Here is a 26,378-nt window from a genome sequence, read left to right on the forward strand (position 1 = left end):
GCATTCCCATGAAACTTTTATTAAACGCATCAACACTTGCACTTGTGGCCACACTAATTTCTTCACCTGCTTTTGCACAACAAAGCACCTCAAAAGTAGTTGCTGCAAGCAATATTGATTGGGGCTACCTAAACCCACTACGTGGTGATAAAAGCCCAGGTGCAGCAGATCTTTGGGGAAACCGTACAACAGATACAGCTACTGGCATGTTAGTGCGCTTTAAAAAAGGCTTTGAATCTCCACCGCATATCCACAATATTACCTACCGCGGTATTGTTATTGAAGGTCAAATGCATAACGACGACCCAGCGGCTGAAAAAATGTGGATGCCTGCAGGCTCGTTTTGGACACAACCAGCAGGTGAAAACCACACTACTGCTGCCAATGGCAAAACTAACTTAATTTACCTAGAAATAGACTCAGGTCCTTATTTGGTTAAACCAACTAAAGAGCAATTTGATAATAGTGAGCGCCCATTAAACCTACATAAAGACAATATTGTATGGTTAAGCGATAGCGACTTAAACGATATTAACGTAGACGGTGTTAAATCTACTTATGTATGGGGAAGTACAGCCAATATGAATGGCTCAATGATTAAACTTCCTGCTGGCTTTAAAGGTGAAGTAACTACTAATGCCAGTGAGTTTCGCGCAGTGGTTATTGCAGGTGCGGTTAATTACAACTCAAGCGAGCAAAATAAAGCACAAAGCCTAAGTGCAGGCAGCTACGTAGAGTCAACGGGCCGCTTTACTCACTCGCTTGAAAACAACAGCGATAAGCCGGCAACTATCTACATTCGTACTAATAGTAAGTACCAAGTTAATTAAATACTTAACGCCTCTAGCAAGCCATTGCTGGAGGCTTTTTATACCGGTTGGCTATCCCTTTATTTGCTGCTTTGAGCCTAAAGCGTAAACACCTCCAATCTTTTCAACACCTAATATCTAAATTATCTAAATTATCTAAATTATCTAAAAAAACAAAAACTAGCTATTCTGTAAAGCAGATCAAGCGTGGGATTTATAAATTTAATTATTAAGTTTAAAAATGTATTTATAAAGAAGGGTAACTTGGAAAAGTGGTGGCCCCTCCCAGACTCGAACTGGGGACCTAACGATTATGAGTCGTGTGCTCTAACCAACTGAGCTAAGGGGCCAACTTTTATATAACTACAAGGTAGTTAATTTTTGAAGCGTTTAGCCACTGAGCGACTAAAGCGGGTTGCAGTATAAAAAGTTTTTTAAGGCTTGTCACTAGCAAAAACCTTTATTTTAACAATCAGTAAGCTGACTGCTTAAATAGTAATCTTTTTATAAGCTAATAGACGAGAAAATACAGAAAAACGAACAAGGAGGGATGTAAGCCGCTTTTTTACAATCTGAATTATAAAAAAGTGGCCGGCTCACATTTATAGCGGCTACACATTATTTTTTAGCGATAATGTAGATTGCGTGTATTAACCCTGGGAAGTAACCTAACAGGGTTAATAAAATATTTAGCCAAAAATGCATGCCTAAACCTACTTGCAAAAACACGCCTAATGGTGGCAGTAAAATCGACAAAATTATACGAATGATATCCATGGGGTAGCTCCTTTAGAATGACAAAACAAAAAGCCCAGCTAGGCTGGGCTTTTTAGTATAGTGTATTATTCAGCAACAATAGTTAATTCATCAACTACGTCACGAACATCTTCAGCATTTTTAGCAATTTTCACTGCTAACTGCTTTTCGGCTTCTGTTTCTACAGAACCTTTAAGCTTAACTATACCGTTGTCGGTATCTACATCGATGTCTGTACCGTCAACTTCTGAGTCAAATAAGAAACGTGTAGTAATTACTGTGGTGATTTTAGCGTCAGTTAAGTCGTTATCGTCATCATCCATAGTGGCACGATCTTTATCGTCCATATCCATGTTTTTAACAACTGTTAGGTTGTTTTCTACATCAGATACGCCATCTAGGCTAATTACAAGTTCTTCAGCTAGCTCTTTATCAAGATCGCTGTTTACTTTACCTGTAAGTACTACCTTGCCATTTTTTACATCAGTGTTAATGTCAAAGTTGTTTAGATTAGTGTTCATAAGAAGCACTGTTTCTGCCTTACCATCAATCCAAGCATCTTTACTTTCATTTTCCCACGTGCCCGCTTGAGCACCCATAGCTGTAGTACCAAGAACTAAAGCCGCAATCATAGATTTGTTGAATGTTTTCATAATCTTTCTCCTTTTGATTAAAGACACTTTTATATATGCGAGCATTAGGCCAACTTTGTTATCCCTTAAATTTCAGCAACTTAAGGGAAAATATGCCAAGTTGGTATTAAGTGGGCGAGTAAACATTTACAGGCTATTCGGTAAAAGTTTCTCAAGTGGTGAAAATAACGATTATATTGCAGTTTTGGTTAATCTATCGTTAATATAGTAAAGCAACGGAATTCATATAAAACATAAGCACTTGATATTAAATGGTTTTAATATTGGTATATGGCTTGCTAATAAAACGATAACGCAAATATAAAAAGGATTACTCCCATGTCTGTAAAAATTGAAGACCGCCCAATAGAGCAAGTTCGTGAACAAGTGATAGATCAACTTATTTATAATTACAGCCATGGAGTAATATCTGCTGAAGCATTCGAAAGGCGCCTAGACAGCGCAATGGAAGCAACCGACAACACCACTCTGCTTGGCTTAGTTGAAGATTTAACTCTAAACGCAGATACACAGTATACTGCTCAAAAACAAACTCAGTTCTCACCTAACTACAGTGCACAACAAGGCGATAATGAAAGCCTGACTTTAAAAAGCATTTTGGGCTCAAGCGAACGTAGTGGCCAATGGGTTGTGCCTAAAGATATTTATATTCAAAACTATATGGGGTCAATTGTACTTGATTTTACCGATGCCATATTTACCCACCAACATGTCACTATTCACGTTAGTTGTTATTTTGGTAGCGAAGAAATATACGTACCAGAGCACGTTAATGTGGTTTCTAAAATGTTTTGTATATTGGGCAGCTTTGAAAATAAAACTGTCTCGCTAAATAAGCGCCAAGGCCCAACTATTCAGATTGAAGGTAGAACTGTATTAGGCTCTGTTGAGGTTAAAGTTAAACGCACCATTAAAGAAAAGTTTATAAGCTTTGCCAATGATTTAAAAGCGCAGCTTGGCGTGAGCAATAAATAGTGCACTTAAATGTAAGGTATAGAAAAGCCCTAATAAGCGCTTTTCTATACTCTTGTTTAATACACATTTTATAAGTCGTTATTGCGCTCACTAGGTATGTCACTTAAGTACTGCACAAATTCAACCTCAAACCCGGCCGGGTCTAAGTAATACACGTTTTTTCTAAAGGGGTTTTCTGCGCCTTGCTTATCTAGGTTAAATCCCGCTTGTTTTAAGCGCGTTATAAGCGCGTCTATATTGTTTGTAACATAGGCAAAGTGAGCCAGCCCTACTTGATGCCCTGTCAAATTTCTGTTTTTATGCTCGCCGTTGTTGCTTATAGCAATGTAGTGATTATCATCACCAAAGTGTACCCAGCGTTTTGGTTTACCATACCAAGTATTGTGCCCTTCGCTCCTAATTGACCAATACGGAAAGGCTGCTTTATAAAACGTTAGCATGGCGTCTATATCGTTTACGACTAAATGTACGTGCTCTAATCTCATTATTATTTACCTTAGTTGATTGCTTAAACACAAGATAAAACCTCAAGCTAACTTTAGGTAAAGCACTTTTTATTTTTTATTTAACCCAAGCTCTGGTTAAGAGACTTACTAACATAATGAATTATTGTGGCATTTAAATTTATTTTCTCTAGCCAAAGGTTTTCAATGAGAACAAGGCGGATTTACGCGTCAATAGCTGGCCTCACGCAATTAAATTCAACGCAGTTAGCGCTGAAAATAGCTGCTAAAGATAGATTTAATATCCGAAGCTCAGGTTAGTTATAAAATTTTAGATGAAGAAATATATAGATGTTTCAAGTGAGTACAAAAAACACACAAAAGTATTTAGGGTTAATTGTTTACTTTATGGCAAAAGTCGCTAAAATACGCCGGCTTAAATATATAAACGTTCTTTTACAACCCAAAGGTAATACCATGCATCCAATGTTAAACATTGCGGTTCGCGCTGCGCGCAACGCAGGCAAAATTTTACTTCGCGCTGGCGAAGATTTATCAAAAGTTGAAGTGCAACAAAAAGGCGCTAACGACTTAGTAACTAACATTGATAAAGAAGCCGAAGCCGTAATTCGCGACACAATTTTACAGTCTTACCCTACTCACTCAATTGTTGGTGAAGAACTAGGTGAGCACAAAGGCAAGGATGCAGATTACCAATGGATTGTAGATCCTATCGATGGAACAACTAATTTCATCAAAGGTATCCCTCATTACGCAATTTCTATTGCACTTAAGGTTAAAGGTCGTTTAGACCAAGCTGTAATCTACGATCCAATTCGTGGTGAGCTTTTCACGGCTTCTAAAGGTCAAGGCGCACAACTTAACAGCAAACGTCTTCGTGTAAGCAAAACAACTGTACTTGCGGGTACTGTACTTGCTACTGGTTTCCCTTTCAAAAACAAACATCATATGGATACTTACACTGAAGCATTTAAAGCATTGTTTGTGCATACAGCTGATATTCGCCGTGCAGGTTGTTCTGCTTTAGATATGGCATACGTTGCTGCGGGCCGTGTTGATGGCTTTTTCGAAATTGGTTTAAAACCTTGGCACTCTGCTGCAGGCGAGCTTATGGTTAAAGAAGCTGGCGGCATGGTAGTAGATTTTGCTGGTGGTAATAACTATAACCACAGTGGCAATATCATTTGTGGTGCACCTAAGCTTACTCAAGCTATTATTCGTGAAATTCGCCCAGTATTATCTGAGTCGTTACTTCGCTAATACAGTGCATTTAACTGCATGTTAAAAAAGGAGCCTTTGGCTCCTTTTTTGTTTTATACCGCGCAGTTTTATTACCAGTCTGTACCAATTTGCAATAATACTTAATCATTTTGCGGGGCTAAACGTGTCACTACTTGTATTAAAAAACTCTCACTAAGAACAAAGAAAATTAACACAATTCATATCAAGTATGAGCCAATAAAATGCGTAAGCATTATATAAACGGGTTTATAAGCTTTATTTCTGTTGTTTTACCTTTAGTGTAGGGCAGCGCATTTAAATCTTTTGCAAAATACTCATTAAACAACGCGTCAAATTCACCGTTTTTTTGCATTGTTTCTAAGCCCTGCTTTATCACACTGGCAAGCTTAGGTTTTTTATTCGTTACAAAGTAATAAATCCCTGTGGGGTAACTAATATATAAGTTAGGCACCACCACTAAGTTACCTTGCTTGCTGGCTATAAGCTCTGAGTTAACCTCTATAAACGAGCGCGGAAAATAATCTACTCGCCCACGGCTTACTAGCGTAAACATAGCTAAATCACTATTACTTGGCCTGACCGCTAAACCATTAGATGACATAATTTTAGTATCAGGCCAGTCAAAGCCTTGTACTGCTGTCATTTTACTTAACTGCTTTGCTGTTTTAATTTTTTCAAAGCGCTTTAAGTTTTGCTTATTAGTGAGTAATGCTCGCTTACCAATATAACCTTTAAACAAGGGAATTTTAATCGCAATGGCACTGGCTTCTCGTTGTGGGCTACTCATACTCCAATATACATCGAGCTTAGTACTATCAAGCTCGATTAACTCACGCTGCTCTTTTAAAGACACAGCTACCATGTTCACTATACTTGGGTATTGTGCGCTTTCTAAAGCACGTATTAGCAACTCACTTAGGTATTCTTCACGGGCATTTTGAATAGTTTGTTTTTGAGCAACATTAATGACATGTTCCTCAATTGCATAAGCTTTAAATGCTAACAAACCAATGACGAACATACATTTAATTGGCAACATAGTTATTACCTAACTATTTAAACCACCTGTTTATTAGCCGCTAAACGCACCACCGCAGGGGCTGGCTTACGGCGCTTGCAAACAAACAAGTAGCTATGACGAAATCGTTTGGCTTCTTTTTTAGCATCGGTTGCAAGTGCAGCAACCTGATGGCTATTTTTACATTCCTGTAGGTCGGGCTCCACAAGGCCAATCGATAACGTGAGTAAAGGTACAAATTGCTTTTCTCCTTCACGATTTGTAGCCCAATAGCCTTTGCTCTTAATGTGCTCAGGCGTAAAAAAGGTGCGTGACTGGTGTTCAAACTGTTTTATTATGGTGTTGCATACTTGTATGGCGTCACGCTGGTCAAACACCACCATAAAATCATCACCACCTATATGTCCTACAAAGTTAGCACTGTTTTCGCATGCTTGCACGGTTACATCAGCCAATAACTTAATCACACTATCGCCACTGGCATAACCGTACAAATCGTTAAACTGCTTAAAGTGGTTTAAATCTATATACGCTAATGAAAATGCACTTTGAGTACGAAGCCTTTGCTCTATGGCTTCGTTTATGGCTACATTGCCCGGTAACATGGTGAGTGGGTTTGCATGTTGAGCGTGGCGTATTTTTTCTTCTGTTATGTGCTTTAAAATATCGCGAAGGGGCGCTAAACCTAAATAACAACCGCTGCGAGTAATCACTATGTGGCGGCGAATATCAAAATCTTGCTCGGTAATTTGCTGACTTACGGTGTCGAGCAATTGGTTTTCATCAACAACCAAAGGCTGCTTATCCATAAGCTCAGTAACAGGGCGCTTGTCGTAAAGTGCATGCCCATAAGGCGCTGCAAACACTTCTGTAAGTTGATCTTTATGAAGTAGGCCCACAGGTTGGCCCGCTTTATTTAATACCGGAAGGCTTATTGTGGCTTTATCTTTTTCAAATAGCTTATGAGCGTCTTTACAGCGTGTTTCGCTATCTATTGCTTGCTGCGTTACAGCAAGCCAGCCTATTGCCATAGATTGATCAAATTGATTGTTAGGCTGAGAAAAGCTTAATGCTTTTAACTGCTTTAAGCTGTAATCAAGGCTGGGGGCAAGGTTTGGCTTTTCGAGTAAAAAACCTTGTACGTTTGCTATACCTAAGCTTTCAACAAAAGAAAGCTCTTCTACTCTTTCTATGCCTTCGGCAATCACTTGCGTATTTGTGGCTTTGGCTAAAATAGTAATTGATTTTAAAAACTCTTTTTTAACCTCACTTTCATCACAATGATCGATAAAATAGCGGTCGATTTTTACAAAGTCTGGGCAAAGTTCAGACCACTGCTTTAAACCTGAATAACCCGCGCCTAAATCATCTATGGCGATAGTAAAACCAAGCTCGCGGTAATGCGCTATTGTTTTTAATAATAAAAAGCCATCATCTACTTTTTCTTGTTCAGTAACTTCTATTACCACCCTATTTGCCGCTAAGCCAAATTGCTCTATTAAGTGCAGTGTTTCACCTTTAGGGTGACAAGGGTCGAGTAAGGTTTTAGGGCTTACGTTTAAAAATAGCTTCCCGCTTAGTTTAAGTTTTACAAAGTTTTCAATTGCTTTAGAGCGACACAAGAGCTCAAGCTCCGAAATTAAACCTTGCTCATGGGCAACTTCAAATAAGATAGTGGGCATTTCTAGCGGGCTATTTTTAGGCCCCCTACTTAGTGCTTCGTAACCTATGATTGTTTGCTTGGCTATATCAAAAATAGGTTGAAATAACGTGGTTATTTCACTGTTATGTAAAATATAGTCGAGCACTTTACGCTGTACTGTCACTGCCAAGCCTAGCTGTAGTTAAATAGGAGCATTAAAGTAGCAAGCACGTATGACAATTTTATTGCACCTGCATAAAAACCGCGCAATAAAAAACCGCTCAAGTGAGCGGTTTTTTTTAGTATTAAAACTATTATGGTAAAGCGTCTAGGTCGGCGCCTTCTTTTTCTACCACTTCTGGTATTAAGTCTTCTTTACTTACGCCCATGCTAATTGCTACTGAGCTTGCAACGTAAACTGAAGAGTAAGTACCAATAAACACACCAAATAACAATGCAGTTGCAAAGCCATGTATGGTTTGTCCGCCCCACACAAATAACGCAATCAATACTAAAATAGTGGTGATTGATGTTACAAGCGTACGGTTAAGTGTTTGCGTTAACGACATATCAATAATTTCGATGGTGTCGTCGATGCGTACTTTACGGAAGTTTTCACGAATACGGTCAGATACAACAATAGTATCGTTAAGTGAGTAACCAATTACCGCAAGAATCGCCGCTAAAATGGTTAAATCAAACTCTAACCCTAATACCGAAAACAAGCCTACAGTAATAATAACATCGTGAAGTAGTGCGCCTACTGCACCTACCGCAAAACGCCATTCAAAACGAAACGCTACGTAAATAAGTATACAAATAAGCGCAGTTAACATGGCAAGGCCACCCTGCTCTTTTAAGTCTTCACCCACGCTTGGACCAACAAATTCAATACGGCGCATTACTACGCTGTCATCAGCTTGTTTTAAGGCTGTAATTACTTGGTTACCAATTACTTCTGCTTTTACTTCGCTGCCGCGTGGCGCTAAACGTACTAAAATTTCTTGGCTAGAACCAAACAGTTGCACTGAGGCATCAGCAAAGCCGTTTTCAGCAAGTGCTGTACGTACTTTTTTAAGGTCAGCTGGTTGTGAAAAACCAACTTCTACCGCTGTACCGCCGGTAAAATCTAAACCGAAGTTTAGACCCTTTATAAAAATTGATGCAAACGACGCTAAAATTAATAACGTCGAAAAACCCATTGCCACTTTACGAAGAGACATGAAACGTAGGGTTTTACCGCCCAAACTTAAAATTTGCATGTCAGCTCCTTAAATCGAAAGTTTATCAATGCGTTTACCACCAATAAATAAATTGATTACCGCACGGGTACCAATAATTGCTGTAAACATTGAAGTTAAAATACCAATTGCTAGTGTTACCGCAAAACCTGCAATAGGACCAGTACCTACTGCAAACAGAATTACTGCAGCAATTAAGGTTGTAATATTGGCATCAAAAATGGTGCTAAATGCGCTATCGTAACCAAAATGAACTGATTGCTGAGGGCTACGGCCATCGGCCAGCTCTTCACGAATACGTTCAAATATAAGTACGTTAGCATCAACCGCCATACCTACGGTTAATACGATACCGGCAATACCTGGCAGCGTTAATGTAGCGCCTGGAATAAGCGACATTACACCCACAATAAGCACTAAGTTAGCTGCAAGCGCAATGTTTGCAACTAGGCCAAAGCCCTTGTAGTAAATAAGCATAAAGGCAAGTACAAACGCAAAACCAAGTGCAACGGCTGTCATACCTGCTTCAATGTTTTCTTGGCCAAGGCTTGGCCCTACTGTGCGCTCTTCTACTATTTGAATTGGCGCAACAAGTGCACCGGCTCTAAGTAGCAAGCTTAAATTATGGGCTTCAGCAGGGTTATCAATACCAGTAATACGGAACGAACGGTCAAGACGCGCTTGAATTGTTGCTACGTTAATCACTTCTTCTACCTTAATAGGTGGAAGCGCTTTTCCGTTGGCATCTTTTTTACCCGATGGCTTATATTCAATAAATACCGTTGCCATACGCTTACCAATAGCGCGTTTAGTAAAGGCATTCATTTTTGCCCCACCTTTGCTATCAAGCGTAATACTTACTTGAGGACGTTGGTATTCATCGTTACCTGATTGCGCGCCAGTGATGTGGCTACCTTCAAGTATAATGCGTTTTTTAAGTACAACAGGGTAACCGTCGCGGCTCATGATCATTTCAGTGCCCGCAGGAATACGCCCTTGCGCTGCGGCACTGGCATCTGCGTTTTCGTCTACTTCACGAAACTCAAGCGTTGCCGTTGCACCTAAAATTTCTTTTGCACGTGCGGTATCTTGTACACCTGGTAGTTGCACAATAATGCGTTCAGCACCTTGGCGCTGTACGTTTGGCTCGGCTACACCAATTTGGTTAATACGATTACGAATAATGGTTTCGTTTTGCTTGATAGCGTAATCACGAATTTCTTTAAGCTTTTGCTCACTCATAGTGGCAAAAAATGCGCGGTCGTTGCTGCTATCATCAATGTAAACATTAAGCGGGTAACGTGACTCTAAAAAACGCTCAGCAGCGTCTTTGTCTTCTTCGGTACGCATTTCTACACGCATACGCTCAGAGCCAGCAACACGACGAACACTGCGGTAACGCAGTTTTTCTACGCGTAGGTCGCTGCGAAAATCTTGTTCCATTTGCTCTAGCTGGTTATCCACAGCGGTTGCCATGTCGATTTCCATGGTGAAGTGAACACCACCACTTAAATCTAGGCCTAGCTTCATTGGGTTACCACCCAAGGATTTTAACCAAGCGGGCTGAGCAGGTGCCATATTGATAGCAGAAATGTAATCGTCGCTAAGTGAATTACGCAATAAATCTTGCGCTTTTAGCTGTTCTTCAACATTTTTAAAACGAACTAATACTTGCCCGCCTTCAAGCACGGTAGATTTAGCTGTTACGTTATGTTGTTTGAGGGTTGCGTTTACTTTGTCTACTACACTGAGATCGACATCTGCACCTTTTGCTCCCGAAACTTGTATGGCCGGATCGCGGCCATACAAGTTAGGTGAAGCATATAAAAGGCCAATGGCTACCACAGCTAAAACAAGTAAATACTTCCAAATTGGAAACTTGTTTAACACAGGAATGTCCTTTTTATTTTTATAGTGACTTCATTGTGCCTTTAGGCAATACAGCAGATACTGCCGATTTTTGTACCGTAACTTCAGCTTGCTCATTTAAAGAGATCACGATGAAATCTTTATCTTCAGTAATTTTAACAATTTTACCTACTAAGCCACCTTGGGTAAGTACTTCGTCGCCTTTAGCCATCGCGCTCATTAAGCTTTTGTGTTCTTTAACACGCTTTGCTTGCGGACGGTAAATTAAAAAGTAAAAAACTAAACCGAAAATAGCTAACATAATTAGCATTTCCCAGCCACCACTTGCAGCAGGTTGACCAGCAGCGGCGTGTGCGTTTGAAATAAATAAACTCATAATACTTCCTCTATATTTTTAAATTTTAATTTATATCTGCAAGCTCTGGCACGTCTTGGCCACGGCGAGCATAAAAATCACTAACAAATTCTTCTAGTTTGCCTTCGCTAATTGCATTGCGTAAGCCTTCCATAACACGTTGATAGTAACGTAAGTTATGAATTGTGTTTAGTCGTGCACCTAAAATTTCGTTACATTTATCAAGGTGATGCAAATAAGCACGCGAATAATTTTTACAAGTATGGCAATCACACTCAGGGTCTAGCGGGCCGGTGTCTGTTTTATGTACTGCGTTACGAATTTTAATGGTACCGGTAGTAATAAATAAATGACCATTTCGTGCATTACGCGTTGGCATAACACAGTCAAACATATCAATACCACGGCGTACCGACTCAACTAAGTCTTCTGGTTTACCTACGCCCATTAAGTAGCGCGGTTTATCTTCTGGCATTTTAAACGCACAATGATCAAGAATGTTCATCATTTCGTTTTTAGGCTCACCTACCGATAAGCCGCCTAATGCGTAACCATCAAAACCTATTTCTTCTAGGCCTTTTTGTGATTGTGCACGTAATTCTGGGTACATACCACCTTGAATAATACCAAATAAGGCTGACGGGTTATCACCGTGGCCTTCTTTAGAGCGTTTAGCCCAGCGAAGCGACAGCTCCATTGAGTCTTTTGCTTCTTTTTCGGTAGCTGGGTACGGCGTACATTCGTCAAAAATCATAACGATGTCTGAGCCTAAATCACGCTGTACTTCCATCGACTTTTCAGGCGACATCATAATTTGGTCACCGTTTACAGGCGACTGAAATAAAACACCTTCTTCGGTAATTTTACGCATTGCACCAAGGCTAAATACCTGAAAACCACCTGAGTCGGTTAAAATTGGGAAATCCCAATTCATAAAGTCGTGTAAATCACCATGTTGTTTAATGATTTCAGTACCTGGGCGAAGCATTAAGTGAAAGGTATTACCTAAGCAGATTTGTGCGCCAGTGGCTTTAACTTCATCTGGCGTCATACCCTTGACAGTACCGTAAGTACCTACAGGCATAAATGCCGGGGTTTCTATTACACCACGGTCAAAAATCAAGCGGCCGCGGCGCGCTTTTCCGTCGGTGCGGTCTAATTCAAATTTCATATCATCCTCAATGTCGGAAAAACAGTCCAACAAGCTATAATTTAACCGCTCGATTCTACCCTTTTTGCCCCGTTATTACTATCAGCTACGCTAAATTCAGTGTGTATTGGTATTGGCAAATAAAAACCCAGCTAGGTAGCTGGGTTTTTAAAAAGGGTTATTGCTAAATTTACGCTTATTTACGTGTTAAAAACATCGCGTCGCCATAGCTAAAAAAGCGGTACTGTTGCTCAATGGCCGTATTGTAAGCACCCATAATATTGTCTTGGCCGCTAAAGGCACTTACTAGCATTATTAGCGTTGATTCAGGTAAGTGAAAATTAGTAACCATGGCATCAACTACGTTAAATTGGTAACCCGGAAAAATAAATATATCAGTGTCGCCAAAGTAACTTTTTAGCTCGCCACCGTGTACTTTAGCTGCCGATTCAAGTGAGCGCACAGAGGTAGTACCTACAGCAATAACGCGCCCGCCACTGGCTTTAGTTTGTGCAACGGCTTGTACAACGTCATCAGGCACTTCAATGTATTCAGAGTGCATTACATGCTCATCAACACTTTCTACACGCACTGGCTGAAATGTACCTGCACCAACATGCAGTGTAACAAAAGCCATGTTCACGCCTTTATTTTTAAGCGCAGCCATTAGTTTATCGTCAAAGTGTAAACCTGCTGTGGGCGCAGCCACTGCACCTGGCTTTTCGCCATACACTGTTTGATAACGCTCACGGTCAGCTTCGGTATCTGGGCGGTCAATATAAGGGGGTAATGGCATGTGGCCAATATCGTTTAGTATATCGAGTACATTTTGACGGTGGTCAAATTCAAGCTCAAACAAGGTATCATGACGCGCTACCATGGTTGCTTTTGCTTTACCTTCTAAAATAACTTCATTACCTGGCTTTAGTGATTTACTGGCACGCACATGGGCAAGCACACGGTGCTCATCAACCACGCGTTCTACAAGTACCTCTACTTTTCCGCCCGATGCTTTTTGACCAAACATACGCGCCGGAATAACGCGGGTGTTATTAAATACTAATAAGTCACCTTCGTTTACTAAATCAAGAATATCGCTAAACACTTTGTGCTCAACGTTGCCACTAGGGCCATCTAAGGTTAATAAACGGCTGCTGGTTCTATCTTGTTTAGGAAAACGAGCAATTAATTCATCAGGTAAGTCAAAGCTAAAATCGGCCACGCGCATAGTCGGTATTCCACATCATTAAAATCGCGCCAAGTGTATATCTATCCTCTGTTAAGCTCAAGATATCTACCAGAGTAAAGGGAATTAGCCCTATTTTAGATACATTTGAGTAACAACTTTAAATATTCTTGTTCTTATGGGTAAATATCATTATTCTTACCCTCTTAAAATAATAATGGTTTAGTTTTGGGGTTATTAAAAAGTGGCAGAACAACTGAAGTTGCTCATTCTAAACGCAAGTAGCGATGAACGTCATACTATCCGCGCCACTTTAGAGTATTTAAAAGTATTCGAATTTATTGAAGCCTCCGATAGCCAAGACGCCTTAACCATTTTAAAAAAACAATCAGTAAACGTCATTATTACCGGGCTAAGTGTAGGTAAAATAGACGGTTGGCGTTTTTCACGCATGATTCGCTCTGGCTTACTCAGCACCCCAAAAAACACCCCTATTTTACTCATTCCGCCGATTTACTGTGAGCGAATTGCAGAAACCACAGCCCGTAGTTACGGAATAGACGCTGTACTGCCATTTGAGCATCAAGATATGTTGCCGCAAGTGCTTGCTAATGTGCTCTCTACTCACTTAGAAAAAAGCAGCCGCCTCAATTTGCTACTTCTTGAGCCCATTCAGCAAAAAGCAGATGAAATAACTGAGCAACTTCAACTTAATTTTGCAATTACCCATGTTACTTCAAGTAAAAGTGCATTAAACGCTTACAACCAACAGCAATTTGCTATTGTTTTACTTGATGCCACCGCTTCTCAGGCAGAGAGCTCAAGTGTACTTGTAGAAGAAATACTGCAACATAATTCCAAGCAAGCCATTGTTACTATTATTGATAATAATGACGCCGACTATGCAGAACAGCTGCTTTTATCTGGCGTAACTGACTTTATAAGAGCGCCGTACGACCCTTCATTTTTAAATAAAGTATGTGACCATGCTGCGCGCCGCGAAGACTTTATGGTGAGCTACGCTGAATTTGCGCATAAAGTAGAACAGTTAAGCATTAGTGAAGTACGCTATAAAGAGCTTTTTTCGGCGCATCAACGTATTTTACTGCATTTAAATACCGTTGTTTTAGAGCTTGATCAGCTTGGAAAAATTAGATTCATCAACCCAGCATGGGAAACCCTTAGCGGTTTTGGGGTTAAATCAACCTTACAGCAGTCTTTAGTTGATTACTGCTCTGATGAATGCAAAGAAAAGCTAAACGCCACTATTAACGATATTCTCAACGGCGGCATGCATCAGCAACAAGTAGAAATACAACTTAATCATAAAAACGGTAGTCAAATTTGGGTTGAATGCCGATTACAGCTAATAAAAAATAGCCGTAATAATGCCACTATTACTGCCACAATCGATAATATACATGAGCGTAAACAAGCTGAGTTTAAGCTACGCCACTTAGCATTGCACGATACCCTTACCGGTTTACATAATCGATATTACTTTGACCAGCAGCTCAATAAAATTTGCCAAACTAAACACACCTATGATGATGTAGAGCATGCGCTTATTTATATCGATTTAGATCATTTTAAAATAATTAACGATAGTAAAGGTCATCAACAAGGCGATATTGTTTTAAAAGACGTTGCGCAACTGTTTGAAGCCAACATTAACGCCAAGCACTTAGTGTGCAGAATTGGTGGCGACGAATTTGCCGTTATTTTAAAAAACACCCAGTTACTTGATGCCCATCTCATAGCTGAAAGCATTTGTAGCGCCGTTGAACAACACGAATTTAAGTCTGAAGAACAAACTTACTCGATTAGCTGCTCTATTGGTTTAACGCAAATTACCGCAAAAAACTGTGACCCAAATGAATGTTTAAAGCAGGCCGATATTTCTTTATACATTGCAAAAAGCTTAGGTCGCAATTTAGTACATTGTTATTCTAAAGAAGATGCGCAAAACAACACGCTGCAAACAGGCCTAGAGTGGGGGCATGAGATTAGACAAGCCCTTCAGCAAGATTCTATAGAGCTTCACTATCAACCTATTTGGGATTTTAAAGCAAATAAAGTCGCTTATTTTGAAGCGTTACTGCGATTAAAAGTAAATAATAAGCTCATTTTTCCAAATCAATTTATCCCTTCTTTAGAACTGCTAAATGATACATTTTTAATGGATCAGTGCGTTATACGTAATGCTATTGCAAGTGTTGCGAAGCACTCAGAGCTAAACCAAGTAGCCATTAACTTATCGGCGCAGTCGTTTTTAGATGAGCGCTTACTGCCGCATATAGAATCAAGTTTAGAAAAATATCAAGTTCCGCCTACACGCATTATTTTTGAAATAACCGAGTCGGCCAGTGTTAACAATTTAAAAGCAACACGCAAAATGATAGAAAAGCTAAACAGTTTAGGCTGTCATTTTTCTATTGATGATTTTGGCACTGGATTTAGTACCTTTAACTACTTAAAACAACTACCTGCGCAGCATGTGAAAATAGATGGCTCGTTTGTTCGTGACATGATTAATGACCCCATTGACCTTGCACTTGTTAAGGCAATTAATGATATAAGCCGCTCCCTTGATAAAAGTTCAGTTGCTGAGTACGTTGAAAGCGAAGAGATATTTTTTGCTTTAAAAGATATAGGTGTCGACTACGGACAAGGCTATTTTATTGCAAGGCCAGTGCCTGTAGAAAAGGTAAAACCTGCCCTTGAAATTATTTATCAAAAGAAACCTTTTAGCCAACAATAGCCTAGCGCTAGCTAAACATTTTTAAACAGTTTTAAGCATTTTATTACTATCTTTATTGCCCTTCTTGCCTATACTTTAGTCACTACTTAGTTAATGTCGTGTTATTTTGATGATTTAACAGTAAAAACATGACATTACCTATAAGCATACATGACCAGTAAATAAAGAGAGTTTGTAAACTGGTTTAGGTTTAAGGAGAAAGGTATGGCGCAGTTAATTATTTTGCTATTAGTAATTCACTTTATAATTGCTTATCAGTGCTACCGATATGCACAGTTAAAGGGGTATCCTGTGGGTGTATTTAGTATTTTAGGCTTAGTCCCTTACTTTAACTTAGTGGTCTGGATTTACTTACTTTTTCTTCCTGAGCTTGAACCATTTGAAAGCCAAACGCATAGTAAACAGCAGCCCTTATAGGCTGCTGTTTTGTTATTTATTCAGTAAAATTTAAACTGCACTGTCGATTCAAAAACACTTCTAGTTGCTGACTAAACAATTTAAAGTCACGAATGCGCCCAGTGGTTTTACGCCACAATATACCAATATCTCGATAAGCATCACCTTGCGATGGCGTTGCAATCATATCTTTGTTTTCAAGTATGCCTGCGTTGATTGCCATTTGTGGTAAAAACGTCACACCTAACTGATGCTCCACCATACTCAGTAACGTGTGTAGGCTTGCGGCCTCAAACGGGTTTATGCAGCTTGAACGGTTCAAATGGCATGCACTAAGTGCATGGCCTGTCATACAGTGTTCTCGTTCTAATAGAAACACACTGGCGTCGGGCAATAGGTTAAAATCCTCTACGCCTTTTGCTGGGCTGTAGTCTTTATGATGCACTAAGCTGAAGTGATCTTTAGCAAGTACCTGTGTATGAAACCTTTCGGTTTGATAAGGCAGCGCTAACAACGCTAAGTCAATTTGTCCATGCTCAAGCTTATCGAGTAGCTTGTCGCTGGTATCCTCAACAAGTACCAACTCTAAATCGCAAAAAGTTTGCTTACAAAAGTGATACAAAGGCGCAGCTATAAAGCTTGCAATAGTAGGAATTACCCCGACTACTAACTTACCACTAAGCGGTGTTAAAAAGCTTTTAGTTAGCTCTTTTAGGCTAATTGTATCATTTATAATTTTACGAGAGCGCTCTACCACCTCCTCACCAATACTAGTGAACATAAGGCTACGGTTTTCTCGCTCGATAAGTTGACAACCCAGCGTTTCCTCAAGATTTTGAATTGCACTACTTAAGGTAGACTGCCCTATAAAGCAGGCACTGGCTGCACGGCCAAAATGCTGGTGTTGATGCACAGCTAATAAATATTGCAGCTGCTTAATACTTGGAAGATTGGTCATTTTTTCTTTCCACAAATAAAAAGACCCCAACACCTAGGGCGTTGAGATCTTTTCAAGCTAAAAGTCTTTGAGTACTTTTTTTATTAAACCCCAAACGCGGTTCTTAGTACGTAGAAAATAACAATAGCAAGGGCAGCGCCAACTGGCAACGTTATTACCCAAGAAACTACAATGTTTCTGATAACGCCCATGTTAAGTGCGCCAATACCACGTGCCATACCTACACCTAACACGGCACCCACTAAGGTTTGTGTAGTAGAGATTGGCATACCAGTACCTGATGCAATAACAACGGTAGACGCAGCAGCTAATTCGGCAGCAAAACCACGGCTTGGTGTTAAATGCGTAATGCCTTCACCAATGGTTTTAATTACTTTTTTACCCAAAATAGCTAGGCCAGCAACAATACCAAAACCGCCTAGAGGTAATATCCACCATGCAATAGCTGCTTTCTTAGCAATTTCACCATTGCTTTCAACAATGTTCACAACAGCTGCTAATGGACCAATTGCATTAGCTACATCGTTTGAGCCGTGCGCAAATGCCATACAACAAGCTGTTAATACCATTAATACCGCAAATACTTTTTCTACGTTATTAAATTGCATTTGTTTATCGGCTTTAGGGTCGATATTTAAACGTGAAATCGCAATTTTACCAATAATAGCCACAAGCACAGCAATCGCGATTGCGATTAAGTAGCCTTCGGTAGCACCTAGGTTAATACCAATATGCTTTAAGCCTTTTTTAATAGTCACAAGCGCCATAATAAAGCCCGCTAAACCCATGTACAGAGGCACAAAGCGTTTTGCGTTTTTAAGAGGCGCATCGGTATCAAAAATCAGCTTTTGTGCACTCATAAAAATTAAGTACGCAATAAAGCCAGATATAGCTGGGGTTATGATCCAGCTACCAACAATACCACCTACTTTATTCCATTGAATTGCTTCTGTACCTACTGCTACTAGTGCAAAACCAATAATTGCACCAATGATTGAGTGGGTAGTTGAAACAGGCCAACCTAAAAATGAAGCAATTAATAGCCAAGAACCCGCTGCAAATAATGCAGAGATCATACCTAAAACCATTAAATCAGGGAGTGCAGCAAAAGGTGCTGCATCAATAATTCCTTTACGAATTGTTGATGTAACTTCACCACCTGCTAAATAAGCACCTGCAAACTCAAAAATCATCGCAATTAAAATTGCTTGTTTAATTGTTAGTGCTTTAGAACCTACTGAAGTACCCATCGCATTAGCAACGTCGTTCGCGCCAATACCATAAGCCATAAAAAAGCCGACTGCTGCGGCAATTAAAATTAATACCGTGCCGTAAGATGCAATGATATCCATTGTGTAACCTTAATCTTTCGTTTTTGAACTGATTTTAAATTAACGAGCTAGCATCAGCTCAAGACGTGATCCTACGCGCTCTGCAATATCTGCAAGTTCACCAACCCATTCAATGATTTTATATAAAAACATAACATCAATTGGGTTTAGCTCACTTTCTACATCACGTAGTTGGCGGCGTACCTTTATTTGCATATCATCCGTGTCTTGTTCTATGGCATCCAATTCTACGAGCATTTTTTCTACTAAAGTCACTTCGCGACCTTTAAAGCCCGTTTCTAGCAATTCTTCTAGCTCATTAATTGCTTTAGATGCTTGTTTAGTTGCATCTACACAGCGAGTTAAATAAGCTAAAAAGTCTGTTTGCATTACTTTAGGAATGGTCATTTCACGACCAATCACTCGTCCTGCAATATCTTTTGCTTTATTAGCAATTTTATCTTGTTGAGTTACTAATTCGAGCAGATCTGTACGCTCTACCGGCATGAATAAACCACGCGGTAGTTGTAAGCGTATATCTCTTTTCATATCATCAGCTTCACGCTCTAAATTACGAATGGTTATGCGTAGCTCTTCAGCTTGCTGCCACTCTTCTTTAAATACGTGATTAAAAAAAGGTATCAAGGCTTTACTAGCTTGATGCACTTTATTGATGTGTTCTTCCATTGGTTTGATAGGAGATTTTGCAAATACTCCTAGAAACGCGTTTGTAGGCATAACTGACCCTTTAATCAAATTGATATGCTTTGCAGCATTAATTTTACAGTATTAACCACGATTGTGAACGCTTTTTATTATTTCACCGTGGCTTACAATGCATAAAGCGGCACTCAGCCGCTTTAGTAAAAAAGAATGATAGGTAAAATCTTATAGCGATTTTTCTATATCTTCTTGAGATGTATGACGAATATCTTTGCCGTTAACAAAATAAATGATGTATTCAGCGATATTCTGGCAACGGTCGCCAATACGCTCTAATGAGCGTACAGACCACACTAAATCCATAATTTTAGGAATTGAGCGTGGATCTTCCATCATGTAAGTCATAATTTGACGTGTGATTGCTTCATATTCACGGTCAACTTTTGCATCTTCTTTATGTACTTCAAAAGCGCGTTGCACATCCATACGCGCAAATGCATCAAGTACGTCATGTAGCATTTTTAAAACTTGGCGACCCATGTTTTCAATATTCACTAATAAATCTTGCTGATCTTTAGTAAATGAATCCAAAGCTACTTTAGCAATGCGCTCTGCTTCATCGCCAATGCGCTCTAAATCTGCAATCGTTTTTGCAATGGCCACTACCAAGCGTAAATCACTTGCCGCAGGCTGACGACGCGCAATAATGCGCGTACATTCATCATCAATGCTCACTTCCATTGCATTAACTTTGTAATCGTTCTGACGTACTTTTTGTGCTAGTTCAGCATCGTTACGGCTTACTGCATCAAGTGCACTGCTTAGCTGCTGCTCAACTAAGCCACCCATGCTAAGTACATGGTTACGAACATTTTCTAGCTCTTGGTTAAAGCGCCCAGAAATATGCTTATTTATATTATGTTCCATAATTACCTTCTCTTAAATTCGTTTACAACACTAAAACGTATACGACTAGCCGTAACGGCCTGTAATGTAGTCTTCCGTTTTCTTTTTGCTTGGCGTTGTAAATAAGGTATTTGTGTCTGAGTATTCAATCAACTCACCCATGTACATAAAGGCCGTTTGATCAGATACACGCGCTGCTTGTTGCATGTTGTGCGTAACAATTACTACGGTAAATTTGTTCTTTAAATCGTTAATTAGCTCTTCAATAACCAAAGTAGAAATTGGGTCAAGTGCCGATGTTGGTTCATCAAGTAATAGTACTTCAGGTTCAATCGCAATTGAACGGGCAATAACTAAACGTTGTTGCTGACCACCAGATAAGCCAAATGCACTATCGTGCAATCTGTCTTTTACTTCATCCCAAAGCGCAGCACCACGAAGTGATTGCTCTACTACTTCGTCTAACTTACGCTTTTCTTTAATACCTTGTAAGCGTAGGCCATAAACCACATTTTCATAAATTGATTTGGGAAATGGGTTGGGACGCTGAAACACCATACCCACGTTACGACGAAGCGCGGCTACATCTACACTTTTATCGTAAATGTTTTGCCCGTGAAGCAAGATTTCACCTTCAATACGACACACATCAACTAAATCGTTCATGCGGTTAATACAACGCAATAGCGTTGATTTACCACAACCCGATGGACCGATAAACGCCGTTACCTGGCCTTTTGGGATGTTCATATTAACGTTACTTAATGCTTGCTTTTCACCATAGTAAAGATCAAGGTCCTTAATCTCTAACGCTTTTTGGTCATCAGTTAAGTTTTCTAAGTCTAACTTCAAGCTTTTGTTGGCTTGGTTTACTTGTGGAGCGACTGTAATCATGTTTGTTACCTATAATTCTTTACTAATTAGTGTTCAAGCGATCTGAATTTTTCACGTAAATGGTTACGTATGCCTATCGCTGTTATGTTGAGGGTAATAATCACCGACACTAATAAGAAGGCCGTTGCGTATACCAGCGGGCGTGCCGCTTCAACATTAGGGCTTTGAAAGCCCACATCATAAATATGAAAGCCTAAGTGCATAAACTTTCTATCTAAGTGAAAATAAGGGAAGTTGCCATCAAGTGGTAACGTAGGGGCCATTTTTACAACACCTACAAGCATTAACGGCGCAACTTCACCGGCCGCACGAGCAACAGCAAGTATTAAACCTGTCATAATTGCTGGGCTTGCCATAGGAATAATAATACGCCATAAGGTTTCAACCTTGGTTGCACCAAGCGCTAATGAACCATCACGCACTGTACTAGGAATACGCGATAAACCTTCCTCGGTTGATACAATAACCACCGGTAATGTAAGAATAGCTAATGTAAGCGCAGACCACATAACACCCGGCGTACCAAATACTGGCGTTGGCGCAGCTTCTGGGTAAAATAATTGGTCAAGGCTTCCACCTAGCATGTATACAAAAAAGCCTAAGCCAAATACACCGTATACAATAGACGGTACACCAGCAAGGTTAATTACCGCTATACGAATCATTTTAGTTACTGCGTTTTTAGCTGCGTACTCATGTAAGTATATTGCGGCTACTACGCCAAATGGAGTCACAATAACCGCCATTAACATAACCATAAATACAGTACCAAATATAGCTGGGAATACGCCGCCTTCGGTGTTTGCTTCACGTGGGTCGTCTGAAATAAACTTACCAAGCTGCACAAAGTAATGACCTAGCTTTGAGAAAAAGCCCATGTCATTCGGTAACCAAAAATCAAGTACCTGATAAAGTGGAATTGTTACCACTTCACCGCGCATGTCTTTAACTAATACTTGGTCGCGCTTCGCTTGCTTGCGCAAAGCAAATAGCTCTTTTTCAAGTACTGCGTATTCACTACGTAACTGGGCACGTGCATTTGCAAGCTCAGCAACACGTTCATCAGTTAGCTCATCATCAAGTAAGTACGCTTTTTCTTGTAAGCGTAAACGCTCAAGCTCGTAGTTAATATGACCAATATCGCCATTTTGTAAGTCTAGCGCTTCATCGTTTAAGTCAACCGCACGCTCGACTAGCTCATACAAGGTTTCTATTTTATTACCAGTGACTGGCTCGCCGTCTTTAATTACGCCTTCAATGTAACCGTAAAAGTTACCGTTTTTACTACGCTCAAATACAGCCAATGTAGCCGGCGTTGTTTGCGTTTTAATATCGGTTTCAAGTATCCAACGAAAATCTAGGTCTACGTATTCACGGTTACCCGTTTTAATAAGTAAACGCTCAACTTCTTCTTTATTAAAGTCAGAAACATCTATGCCTGTCGCGGCTAAACGTGCTGTAGGCACTAGCTCACGGTCATAAACTTCACCAATAATAGTTTGTTTTGAAATAGACCCTTCAAGCTCAAATTGAACTACTTCCGATGCCCAGAAAAAGCTTAATCCTTTCCAAGCTATCATTGCTAATAAACCTAGAACTGAGATTAAGCTGATGCTCACTGCACCACCTGTCATCCAAATCCAGGGAGAACCAGACTTAAACCACTGCTTTACCATGTCGTGTCTCTCCACTTACATTGAGCTGTATTTTTCACGCAGCTGCTGACGAACAAACTCAGCCACTGTGTTAAAAATAAAGGTGAATATGAATAATACAAATGCTGCTAAGAATAAGATTCTATAGTGCGAGCTGCCTACTTCCGACTCTGGCATTTCTACTGCAATGTTTGCTGCAAGCGTTCGCATGCCTTGGAAAATACTCCAATCCATAATTGGGGTATTACCCGTTGCCATTAATACAATCATGGTTTCGCCTACTGCACGGCCAAGTCCCATCATAACCGCAGAGAAAATACCTGGGCTTGCTGTTAAAAGTACAACGCGTACTAATGTTTGCCACTGCGTGGCACCTAATGCAAGTGAGCCATTTGATAAGTGCTTAGGAACACTAAATACGGCATCTTCTGCAATTGAGAAAATAGTAGGAATAACCGCAAAGCCCATCGCAATACCAACAACTAACGAGTTACGTTGGTCAAACGTCATACCTAATTCATTAGTTAAATACTGACGAACATTGCCATCAAACATCCAAAGCTCTACTGTTTCGCTCATCGCAAACGAGAACCAGCCAATTAATAGCACAACCGGAATCAATAAGATTGAATGAGACCCTTCAGGAATTTTATGACGAATACTTGCCGGAAGTTTTGTCCAACCCAGCGCTGTTGCTAGCACACCTAACGGTAGCAGCACGAGTAAACCAACAATAGCTGGTAAGTGTTCTTCAATAAGTGGCGCCAACCAAAGACCTGCTAAAAAGCCTAATATTACGGTTGGTAATGCTTCCATAATTTCTACGGTTGGCTTAACAACTTTACGCAGCTCGCTCGACATAAAGTAAGCGGTGTAAATAGCGGCAGAAAGCGCAATAGGTACCGCAAATAACATGGCGTAAAGCGCTGCTTTTAACGTACCAAACGAAATTGGAACCAATGAAAATTTAGATTCAAAGTCATCACTGGCCGACGTAGATTGCCAAATGTAACCAGGCTCTGGGTAACCTTCGTACCACACTTCTTGCCAAAGTGCAGACCACGTCACTTCAGGGTGTTCGTTATGAATTTCTAAAACGGTTAGGTTGTTATCAGCTAAAATGAGTGCTGCATTTGAGCGCGGCGCAATTGCAAAGTTTTTAATTTCACCTTCGCTTACTTTACCCTGCCAAAGTTTTGCCTCGCTTGTGGTGTAATAAACACCTAGCTCACCATTGCTGCTTGTAGTAAAGAATGTACGACGGTAAAACTCAGTAAAAATATTCAGCTTGCTTTGTTTTGCTGTCTCAAACGAGCGAATTTTTTGATACTCACGGCCATCGTCAGTGTTAACTTCAAACCACTGCGATACTTCACCGTTATCGTTAGCAAGCATAAGCGAATTAGCACCCGCTAATAGTTGCGCTGATACTAAGTTAGCATTTTCTTCATTCGCTGAAAGCAGTTGAATTTGCTCAACTTCACTTGGGTAGCGCGTGTCGTAAACATAAATTTGATTAGCCGAGCGAACAAAAGTACGGGTGGTGTCTGGCGAAATTAATAGCTCATCAACACGGCCTTCAATATTTAGCTCGGTACGCTCGACAACCCATTCAACTTCACCGGTAAACATGTTTTCTTCAGCAACAAAGCTGCTAAATAAAACGCGCTTATCTTCGGTAAGGGCTACAACGGCTGTTTTATCTTCGTAGTGGCTAAACGCAAAACGCTTAATTGCTGCGCCTTGGTCATCAACTTCGAGTGCCATTTTACCTAATGGGTAATCTAGACGCGGTGTTAGTTTTCTTTCGTTGTTAGGAAAGGTAACTAAAAACTTAGGTGCAACCAGCACCACGGTGCCATTTTCTAAGCCAAATGCATAATGCCCCTGAAACGGTGCACTGTTTGCAAAGCTTGATGTATCACTTGGTAACTCGGCATTTAACGTTTTAAGTTTTTTACCAAAACTACCATCCTGAACACTATAAAAATCAACTGTTCCTTGCTGACTAAGTAAAAAAGCAACTTCTGTTTGCTCTTCTACACCTAAGCCCACAATTTGCTCAGCATTAGCAACATTAAAACTATTACGTTTTTCTACTTTTGCTGATTCAAAAATTGGTTGTACTACATAAAGAAGGTAAAAGAATATTAATAACAATGCTATTAATACCATTACTCCGCCTGCGGTTATGCCAAACTGGGCAAACCGATCCTTAAATAGACGGCTTCGATCCGTATTAAAAGTCGGTTTATTCGGATTGGAAGTCATCAAAACACCCTTAAATTCTAACGTTCTATAAATTATATTTCATCAAGATGACAGTAATGTTACAGATGTAATAAATACCCGTTCAAAAGCTAAAAACTCAGTCCGTTTTTCTAAAGTGAGGTGACTCAATGAATTAAATTTGTTTAAACGCATAAATGAGACAGTTTAAAAGCATCTATTTATGCATTGATAAGATCACTAAAGCCCCAATTTGTCATAACGAGCTAAATATACTTACTTAACGTTTTGACTGAGCCTTATTGAAGCTAAAAAAGAAAAATTAAGCGCATTTAATGATTTTAAGCTCATAATTCACCTAAAATAATACAAATGGATATAAAGTCATGTAAACTTTTAGTGCAAATTCATTAGCTAATTTGAACTAATCAAGCCTTTTATTGGACAAATAAATTAACGAAGACAATACTCATTGCATGTGCAATTAATAAAAACAACTAAAGGAAACGATCAAAAAACAGCCGCACCAGTAGAAATAACTAATAATAAACAATTAGTTTTTATAGTTACAAAATACCCACTATACTTAAACAAAGAGCGATTAATGCCTACGCATTTAAATTTTCAGGCTTAGAGAGAGTTATTTATGAAGCAGTTGGTTATTACCATTTTAGGGCAAGACCGCCCCGGTTTAGTAGAAAACATTTCATCTGTTATCTTGCAAAATAACGGTAACTGGCTAAGCAGTAATTTAAGCCATTTACTGGGTCATTTTGCTGGTATTATCCAAATTGAAGTGGCAGAAGAGCATTTTCAATCATTACAAAATGCGTTAAATGCACTACCTAAACTCGATGTACGTATCGAAACAGGCAATACAGAAATAGAACCGAGCGCTAAAGAGCAAATTAATTTTGTGATAACAGGAAATGACCGTCCAGGCATTGTGCAAGAGCTGGCGAGCGTAATTCGTCATAAGGGCGCCAACATTACGCATTTAAACTCAAGGCAACAAAGTGCACCTAATTGGGGAGTGCCTATTTTTAGCGCAGTTGCGACAGTTACATTACCAACAGGTATGAATAAAGAAGAAGTAATTGATGCACTAGAGTCGATTACTAGTGACTTAATTGTTGATATTGAAGAAGCTTAAACTTTGAATTTGTAATAAAAATGACACGGATGTCATTTTTATGTCATCAAAAAACATTATATTTTTTACCTA

The 26,378-nt window shown here is 39.7% G+C and carries 23 protein-coding genes and 1 tRNA gene; 6 read left to right on the plus strand and 18 right to left on the minus strand.

Annotated features, from left to right (window positions below):
- The first annotated feature begins 8 nt into the window (after window positions 1–8).
- On the plus strand, window positions 9–830 hold the full coding sequence (locus tag PESP_RS15075; RefSeq protein WP_089348765.1) for a DUF4437 domain-containing protein: 822 nt from the start codon (window positions 9–11) through the stop codon (window positions 828–830).
- A 252-nt stretch (window positions 831–1,082) separates the two neighbouring features.
- Here PESP_RS15075 and PESP_RS15080 read toward each other — a convergent pair.
- From PESP_RS15080 to PESP_RS15090, 3 genes are all read right to left on the minus strand, one after another.
- Window positions 1,083–1,159, minus strand: a tRNA-Ile gene (locus PESP_RS15080).
- A gap of 268 nt (window positions 1,160–1,427) precedes the next feature.
- Complete coding sequence (locus tag PESP_RS15085; protein WP_004587604.1) at window positions 1,428–1,586, minus strand: YqaE/Pmp3 family membrane protein; 159 nt, start codon at window positions 1,584–1,586, stop codon at window positions 1,428–1,430.
- Between the two features lie 65 nt (window positions 1,587–1,651).
- Entirely contained in the window at window positions 1,652–2,218 is a 567-nt protein-coding gene (locus PESP_RS15090) for a BON domain-containing protein (protein WP_089348766.1), read from the minus strand.
- A gap of 318 nt (window positions 2,219–2,536) precedes the next feature.
- On the opposite strand from PESP_RS15090, the gene PESP_RS15095 reads away from it, so the two are divergent.
- Entirely contained in the window at window positions 2,537–3,193 is a 657-nt protein-coding gene (locus PESP_RS15095; RefSeq protein ID WP_089348767.1) for a LiaF domain-containing protein, read from the plus strand.
- Between the two features lie 68 nt (window positions 3,194–3,261).
- Here the strand turns inward: PESP_RS15095 and PESP_RS15100 are convergent, their stop codons facing one another.
- Entirely contained in the window at window positions 3,262–3,678 is a 417-nt protein-coding gene (locus PESP_RS15100) for a VOC family protein (protein WP_089348768.1), read from the minus strand.
- 435 nt (window positions 3,679–4,113) lie between these two features.
- Between PESP_RS15100 and suhB the strand changes: the two genes are divergently transcribed.
- Window positions 4,114–4,917 (plus strand): inositol-1-monophosphatase, encoded by an 804-nt coding sequence (gene suhB / locus PESP_RS15105; RefSeq protein ID WP_089349187.1) that lies wholly within the window; start codon window positions 4,114–4,116, stop codon window positions 4,915–4,917.
- Between the two features lie 214 nt (window positions 4,918–5,131).
- Here the strand turns inward: suhB and PESP_RS15110 are convergent, their stop codons facing one another.
- The 7 genes from PESP_RS15110 to queA form a co-directional block, all read right to left on the minus strand.
- Window positions 5,132–5,938 (minus strand): substrate-binding periplasmic protein, encoded by an 807-nt coding sequence (locus tag PESP_RS15110; RefSeq protein ID WP_089348769.1) that lies wholly within the window; start codon window positions 5,936–5,938, stop codon window positions 5,132–5,134.
- Window positions 5,939–5,955: 17 nt separating this feature from the next.
- A complete protein-coding gene (locus PESP_RS15115) occupies window positions 5,956–7,743 on the minus strand; it encodes a GGDEF domain-containing protein (protein WP_089348770.1) in 1,788 nt (595 codons plus the stop codon).
- 130 nt (window positions 7,744–7,873) lie between these two features.
- A complete protein-coding gene (secF, locus tag PESP_RS15120) occupies window positions 7,874–8,821 on the minus strand; it encodes a protein translocase subunit SecF (protein WP_089348771.1) in 948 nt (315 codons plus the stop codon).
- A gap of 9 nt (window positions 8,822–8,830) precedes the next feature.
- Window positions 8,831–10,690, minus strand: a complete 1,860-nt coding sequence (gene secD / locus PESP_RS15125; RefSeq protein WP_089348772.1) for a protein translocase subunit SecD — start codon at window positions 10,688–10,690, stop codon at window positions 8,831–8,833.
- 19 nt (window positions 10,691–10,709) lie between these two features.
- A complete protein-coding gene (yajC, locus tag PESP_RS15130) occupies window positions 10,710–11,045 on the minus strand; it encodes a preprotein translocase subunit YajC (protein ID WP_004587613.1) in 336 nt (111 codons plus the stop codon).
- Between the two features lie 25 nt (window positions 11,046–11,070).
- Window positions 11,071–12,195, minus strand: a complete 1,125-nt coding sequence (gene tgt, locus PESP_RS15135) for a tRNA guanosine(34) transglycosylase Tgt (protein ID WP_089348773.1) — start codon at window positions 12,193–12,195, stop codon at window positions 11,071–11,073.
- A 175-nt stretch (window positions 12,196–12,370) separates the two neighbouring features.
- Window positions 12,371–13,402 carry a tRNA preQ1(34) S-adenosylmethionine ribosyltransferase-isomerase QueA gene (gene queA, locus PESP_RS15140; protein WP_089348774.1) on the minus strand — a complete coding sequence of 344 codons (1,032 nt, stop codon included), beginning with the start codon at window positions 13,400–13,402 and terminating at the stop codon, window positions 12,371–12,373.
- A 202-nt stretch (window positions 13,403–13,604) separates the two neighbouring features.
- Between queA and PESP_RS15145 the strand changes: the two genes are divergently transcribed.
- Window positions 13,605–16,121, plus strand: a complete 2,517-nt coding sequence (locus tag PESP_RS15145) for an EAL domain-containing protein (RefSeq protein WP_089348775.1) — start codon at window positions 13,605–13,607, stop codon at window positions 16,119–16,121.
- A 204-nt stretch (window positions 16,122–16,325) separates the two neighbouring features.
- Complete coding sequence (locus PESP_RS15150) at window positions 16,326–16,538, plus strand: hypothetical protein (protein ID WP_089348776.1); 213 nt, start codon at window positions 16,326–16,328, stop codon at window positions 16,536–16,538.
- 16 nt (window positions 16,539–16,554) lie between these two features.
- Here the strand turns inward: PESP_RS15150 and PESP_RS15155 are convergent, their stop codons facing one another.
- The 7 genes from PESP_RS15155 to PESP_RS15185 form a co-directional block, all read right to left on the minus strand.
- Entirely contained in the window at window positions 16,555–17,475 is a 921-nt protein-coding gene (locus tag PESP_RS15155) for a hydrogen peroxide-inducible genes activator (RefSeq protein ID WP_089348777.1), read from the minus strand.
- Window positions 17,476–17,558: 83 nt separating this feature from the next.
- Complete coding sequence (locus PESP_RS15160; RefSeq protein WP_089348778.1) at window positions 17,559–18,827, minus strand: inorganic phosphate transporter; 1,269 nt, start codon at window positions 18,825–18,827, stop codon at window positions 17,559–17,561.
- A gap of 39 nt (window positions 18,828–18,866) precedes the next feature.
- Window positions 18,867–19,544 (minus strand): TIGR00153 family protein, encoded by a 678-nt coding sequence (locus tag PESP_RS15165; protein ID WP_089348779.1) that lies wholly within the window; start codon window positions 19,542–19,544, stop codon window positions 18,867–18,869.
- 150 nt (window positions 19,545–19,694) lie between these two features.
- Window positions 19,695–20,396, minus strand: a complete 702-nt coding sequence (gene phoU, locus PESP_RS15170) for a phosphate signaling complex protein PhoU (RefSeq protein ID WP_089348780.1) — start codon at window positions 20,394–20,396, stop codon at window positions 19,695–19,697.
- Between the two features lie 45 nt (window positions 20,397–20,441).
- Window positions 20,442–21,269 carry a phosphate ABC transporter ATP-binding protein PstB gene (pstB, locus tag PESP_RS15175; protein ID WP_089348781.1) on the minus strand — a complete coding sequence of 276 codons (828 nt, stop codon included), beginning with the start codon at window positions 21,267–21,269 and terminating at the stop codon, window positions 20,442–20,444.
- Window positions 21,270–21,295: 26 nt separating this feature from the next.
- Window positions 21,296–22,945 (minus strand): phosphate ABC transporter permease PstA, encoded by a 1,650-nt coding sequence (gene pstA / locus PESP_RS15180; protein WP_089348782.1) that lies wholly within the window; start codon window positions 22,943–22,945, stop codon window positions 21,296–21,298.
- Window positions 22,946–22,960: 15 nt separating this feature from the next.
- Window positions 22,961–25,195 (minus strand): ABC transporter permease subunit, encoded by a 2,235-nt coding sequence (locus PESP_RS15185; protein WP_089348783.1) that lies wholly within the window; start codon window positions 25,193–25,195, stop codon window positions 22,961–22,963.
- 604 nt (window positions 25,196–25,799) lie between these two features.
- On the opposite strand from PESP_RS15185, the gene PESP_RS15190 reads away from it, so the two are divergent.
- Complete coding sequence (locus tag PESP_RS15190; RefSeq protein ID WP_089348784.1) at window positions 25,800–26,306, plus strand: glycine cleavage system transcriptional repressor; 507 nt, start codon at window positions 25,800–25,802, stop codon at window positions 26,304–26,306.
- Window positions 26,307–26,378: the final 72 nt, after the last annotated feature.

This window comes from Pseudoalteromonas espejiana DSM 9414, assembly GCF_002221525.1.
GTDB classification, from domain to species: Bacteria; Pseudomonadota; Gammaproteobacteria; order Enterobacterales; family Alteromonadaceae; genus Pseudoalteromonas; species Pseudoalteromonas espejiana.

What these genes read in the sequence shown, in the direction of transcription:
- PESP_RS15100 (WP_089348768.1), bottom strand. Translation starts at nt 3,678, where the DNA reads ATGAGATTAGAGCACGTACATTTAGTCGTAAACGATATAGACGCCATG.
- suhB (WP_089349187.1), top strand. Translation starts at nt 4,114, where the DNA reads ATGCATCCAATGTTAAACATTGCGGTTCGCGCTGCGCGCAACGCAGGC.
- PESP_RS15165 (WP_089348779.1), bottom strand. Translation starts at nt 19,544, where the DNA reads ATGCCTACAAACGCGTTTCTAGGAGTATTTGCAAAATCTCCTATCAAA.
- pstB (WP_089348781.1), bottom strand. Translation starts at nt 21,269, where the DNA reads ATGATTACAGTCGCTCCACAAGTAAACCAAGCCAACAAAAGCTTGAAG.
- PESP_RS15185 (WP_089348783.1), bottom strand. Translation starts at nt 25,195, where the DNA reads ATGACTTCCAATCCGAATAAACCGACTTTTAATACGGATCGAAGCCGT.
- yajC (WP_004587613.1), bottom strand. Translation starts at nt 11,045, where the DNA reads ATGAGTTTATTTATTTCAAACGCACACGCCGCTGCTGGTCAACCTGCT.
- PESP_RS15090 (WP_089348766.1), bottom strand. Translation starts at nt 2,218, where the DNA reads ATGAAAACATTCAACAAATCTATGATTGCGGCTTTAGTTCTTGGTACT.
- PESP_RS15075 (WP_089348765.1), top strand. Translation starts at nt 9, where the DNA reads ATGAAACTTTTATTAAACGCATCAACACTTGCACTTGTGGCCACACTA.
- secF (WP_089348771.1), bottom strand. Translation starts at nt 8,821, where the DNA reads ATGCAAATTTTAAGTTTGGGCGGTAAAACCCTACGTTTCATGTCTCTT.
- pstA (WP_089348782.1), bottom strand. Translation starts at nt 22,945, where the DNA reads ATGGTAAAGCAGTGGTTTAAGTCTGGTTCTCCCTGGATTTGGATGACA.
- PESP_RS15085 (WP_004587604.1), bottom strand. Translation starts at nt 1,586, where the DNA reads ATGGATATCATTCGTATAATTTTGTCGATTTTACTGCCACCATTAGGC.
- PESP_RS15160 (WP_089348778.1), bottom strand. Translation starts at nt 18,827, where the DNA reads ATGGATATCATTGCATCTTACGGCACGGTATTAATTTTAATTGCCGCA.
- PESP_RS15155 (WP_089348777.1), bottom strand. Translation starts at nt 17,475, where the DNA reads ATGACCAATCTTCCAAGTATTAAGCAGCTGCAATATTTATTAGCTGTG.
- phoU (WP_089348780.1), bottom strand. Translation starts at nt 20,396, where the DNA reads ATGGAACATAATATAAATAAGCATATTTCTGGGCGCTTTAACCAAGAG.
- PESP_RS15095 (WP_089348767.1), top strand. Translation starts at nt 2,537, where the DNA reads ATGTCTGTAAAAATTGAAGACCGCCCAATAGAGCAAGTTCGTGAACAA.
- PESP_RS15190 (WP_089348784.1), top strand. Translation starts at nt 25,800, where the DNA reads ATGAAGCAGTTGGTTATTACCATTTTAGGGCAAGACCGCCCCGGTTTA.
- tgt (WP_089348773.1), bottom strand. Translation starts at nt 12,195, where the DNA reads ATGAAATTTGAATTAGACCGCACCGACGGAAAAGCGCGCCGCGGCCGC.
- PESP_RS15150 (WP_089348776.1), top strand. Translation starts at nt 16,326, where the DNA reads ATGGCGCAGTTAATTATTTTGCTATTAGTAATTCACTTTATAATTGCT.
- queA (WP_089348774.1), bottom strand. Translation starts at nt 13,402, where the DNA reads ATGCGCGTGGCCGATTTTAGCTTTGACTTACCTGATGAATTAATTGCT.
- PESP_RS15110 (WP_089348769.1), bottom strand. Translation starts at nt 5,938, where the DNA reads ATGTTGCCAATTAAATGTATGTTCGTCATTGGTTTGTTAGCATTTAAA.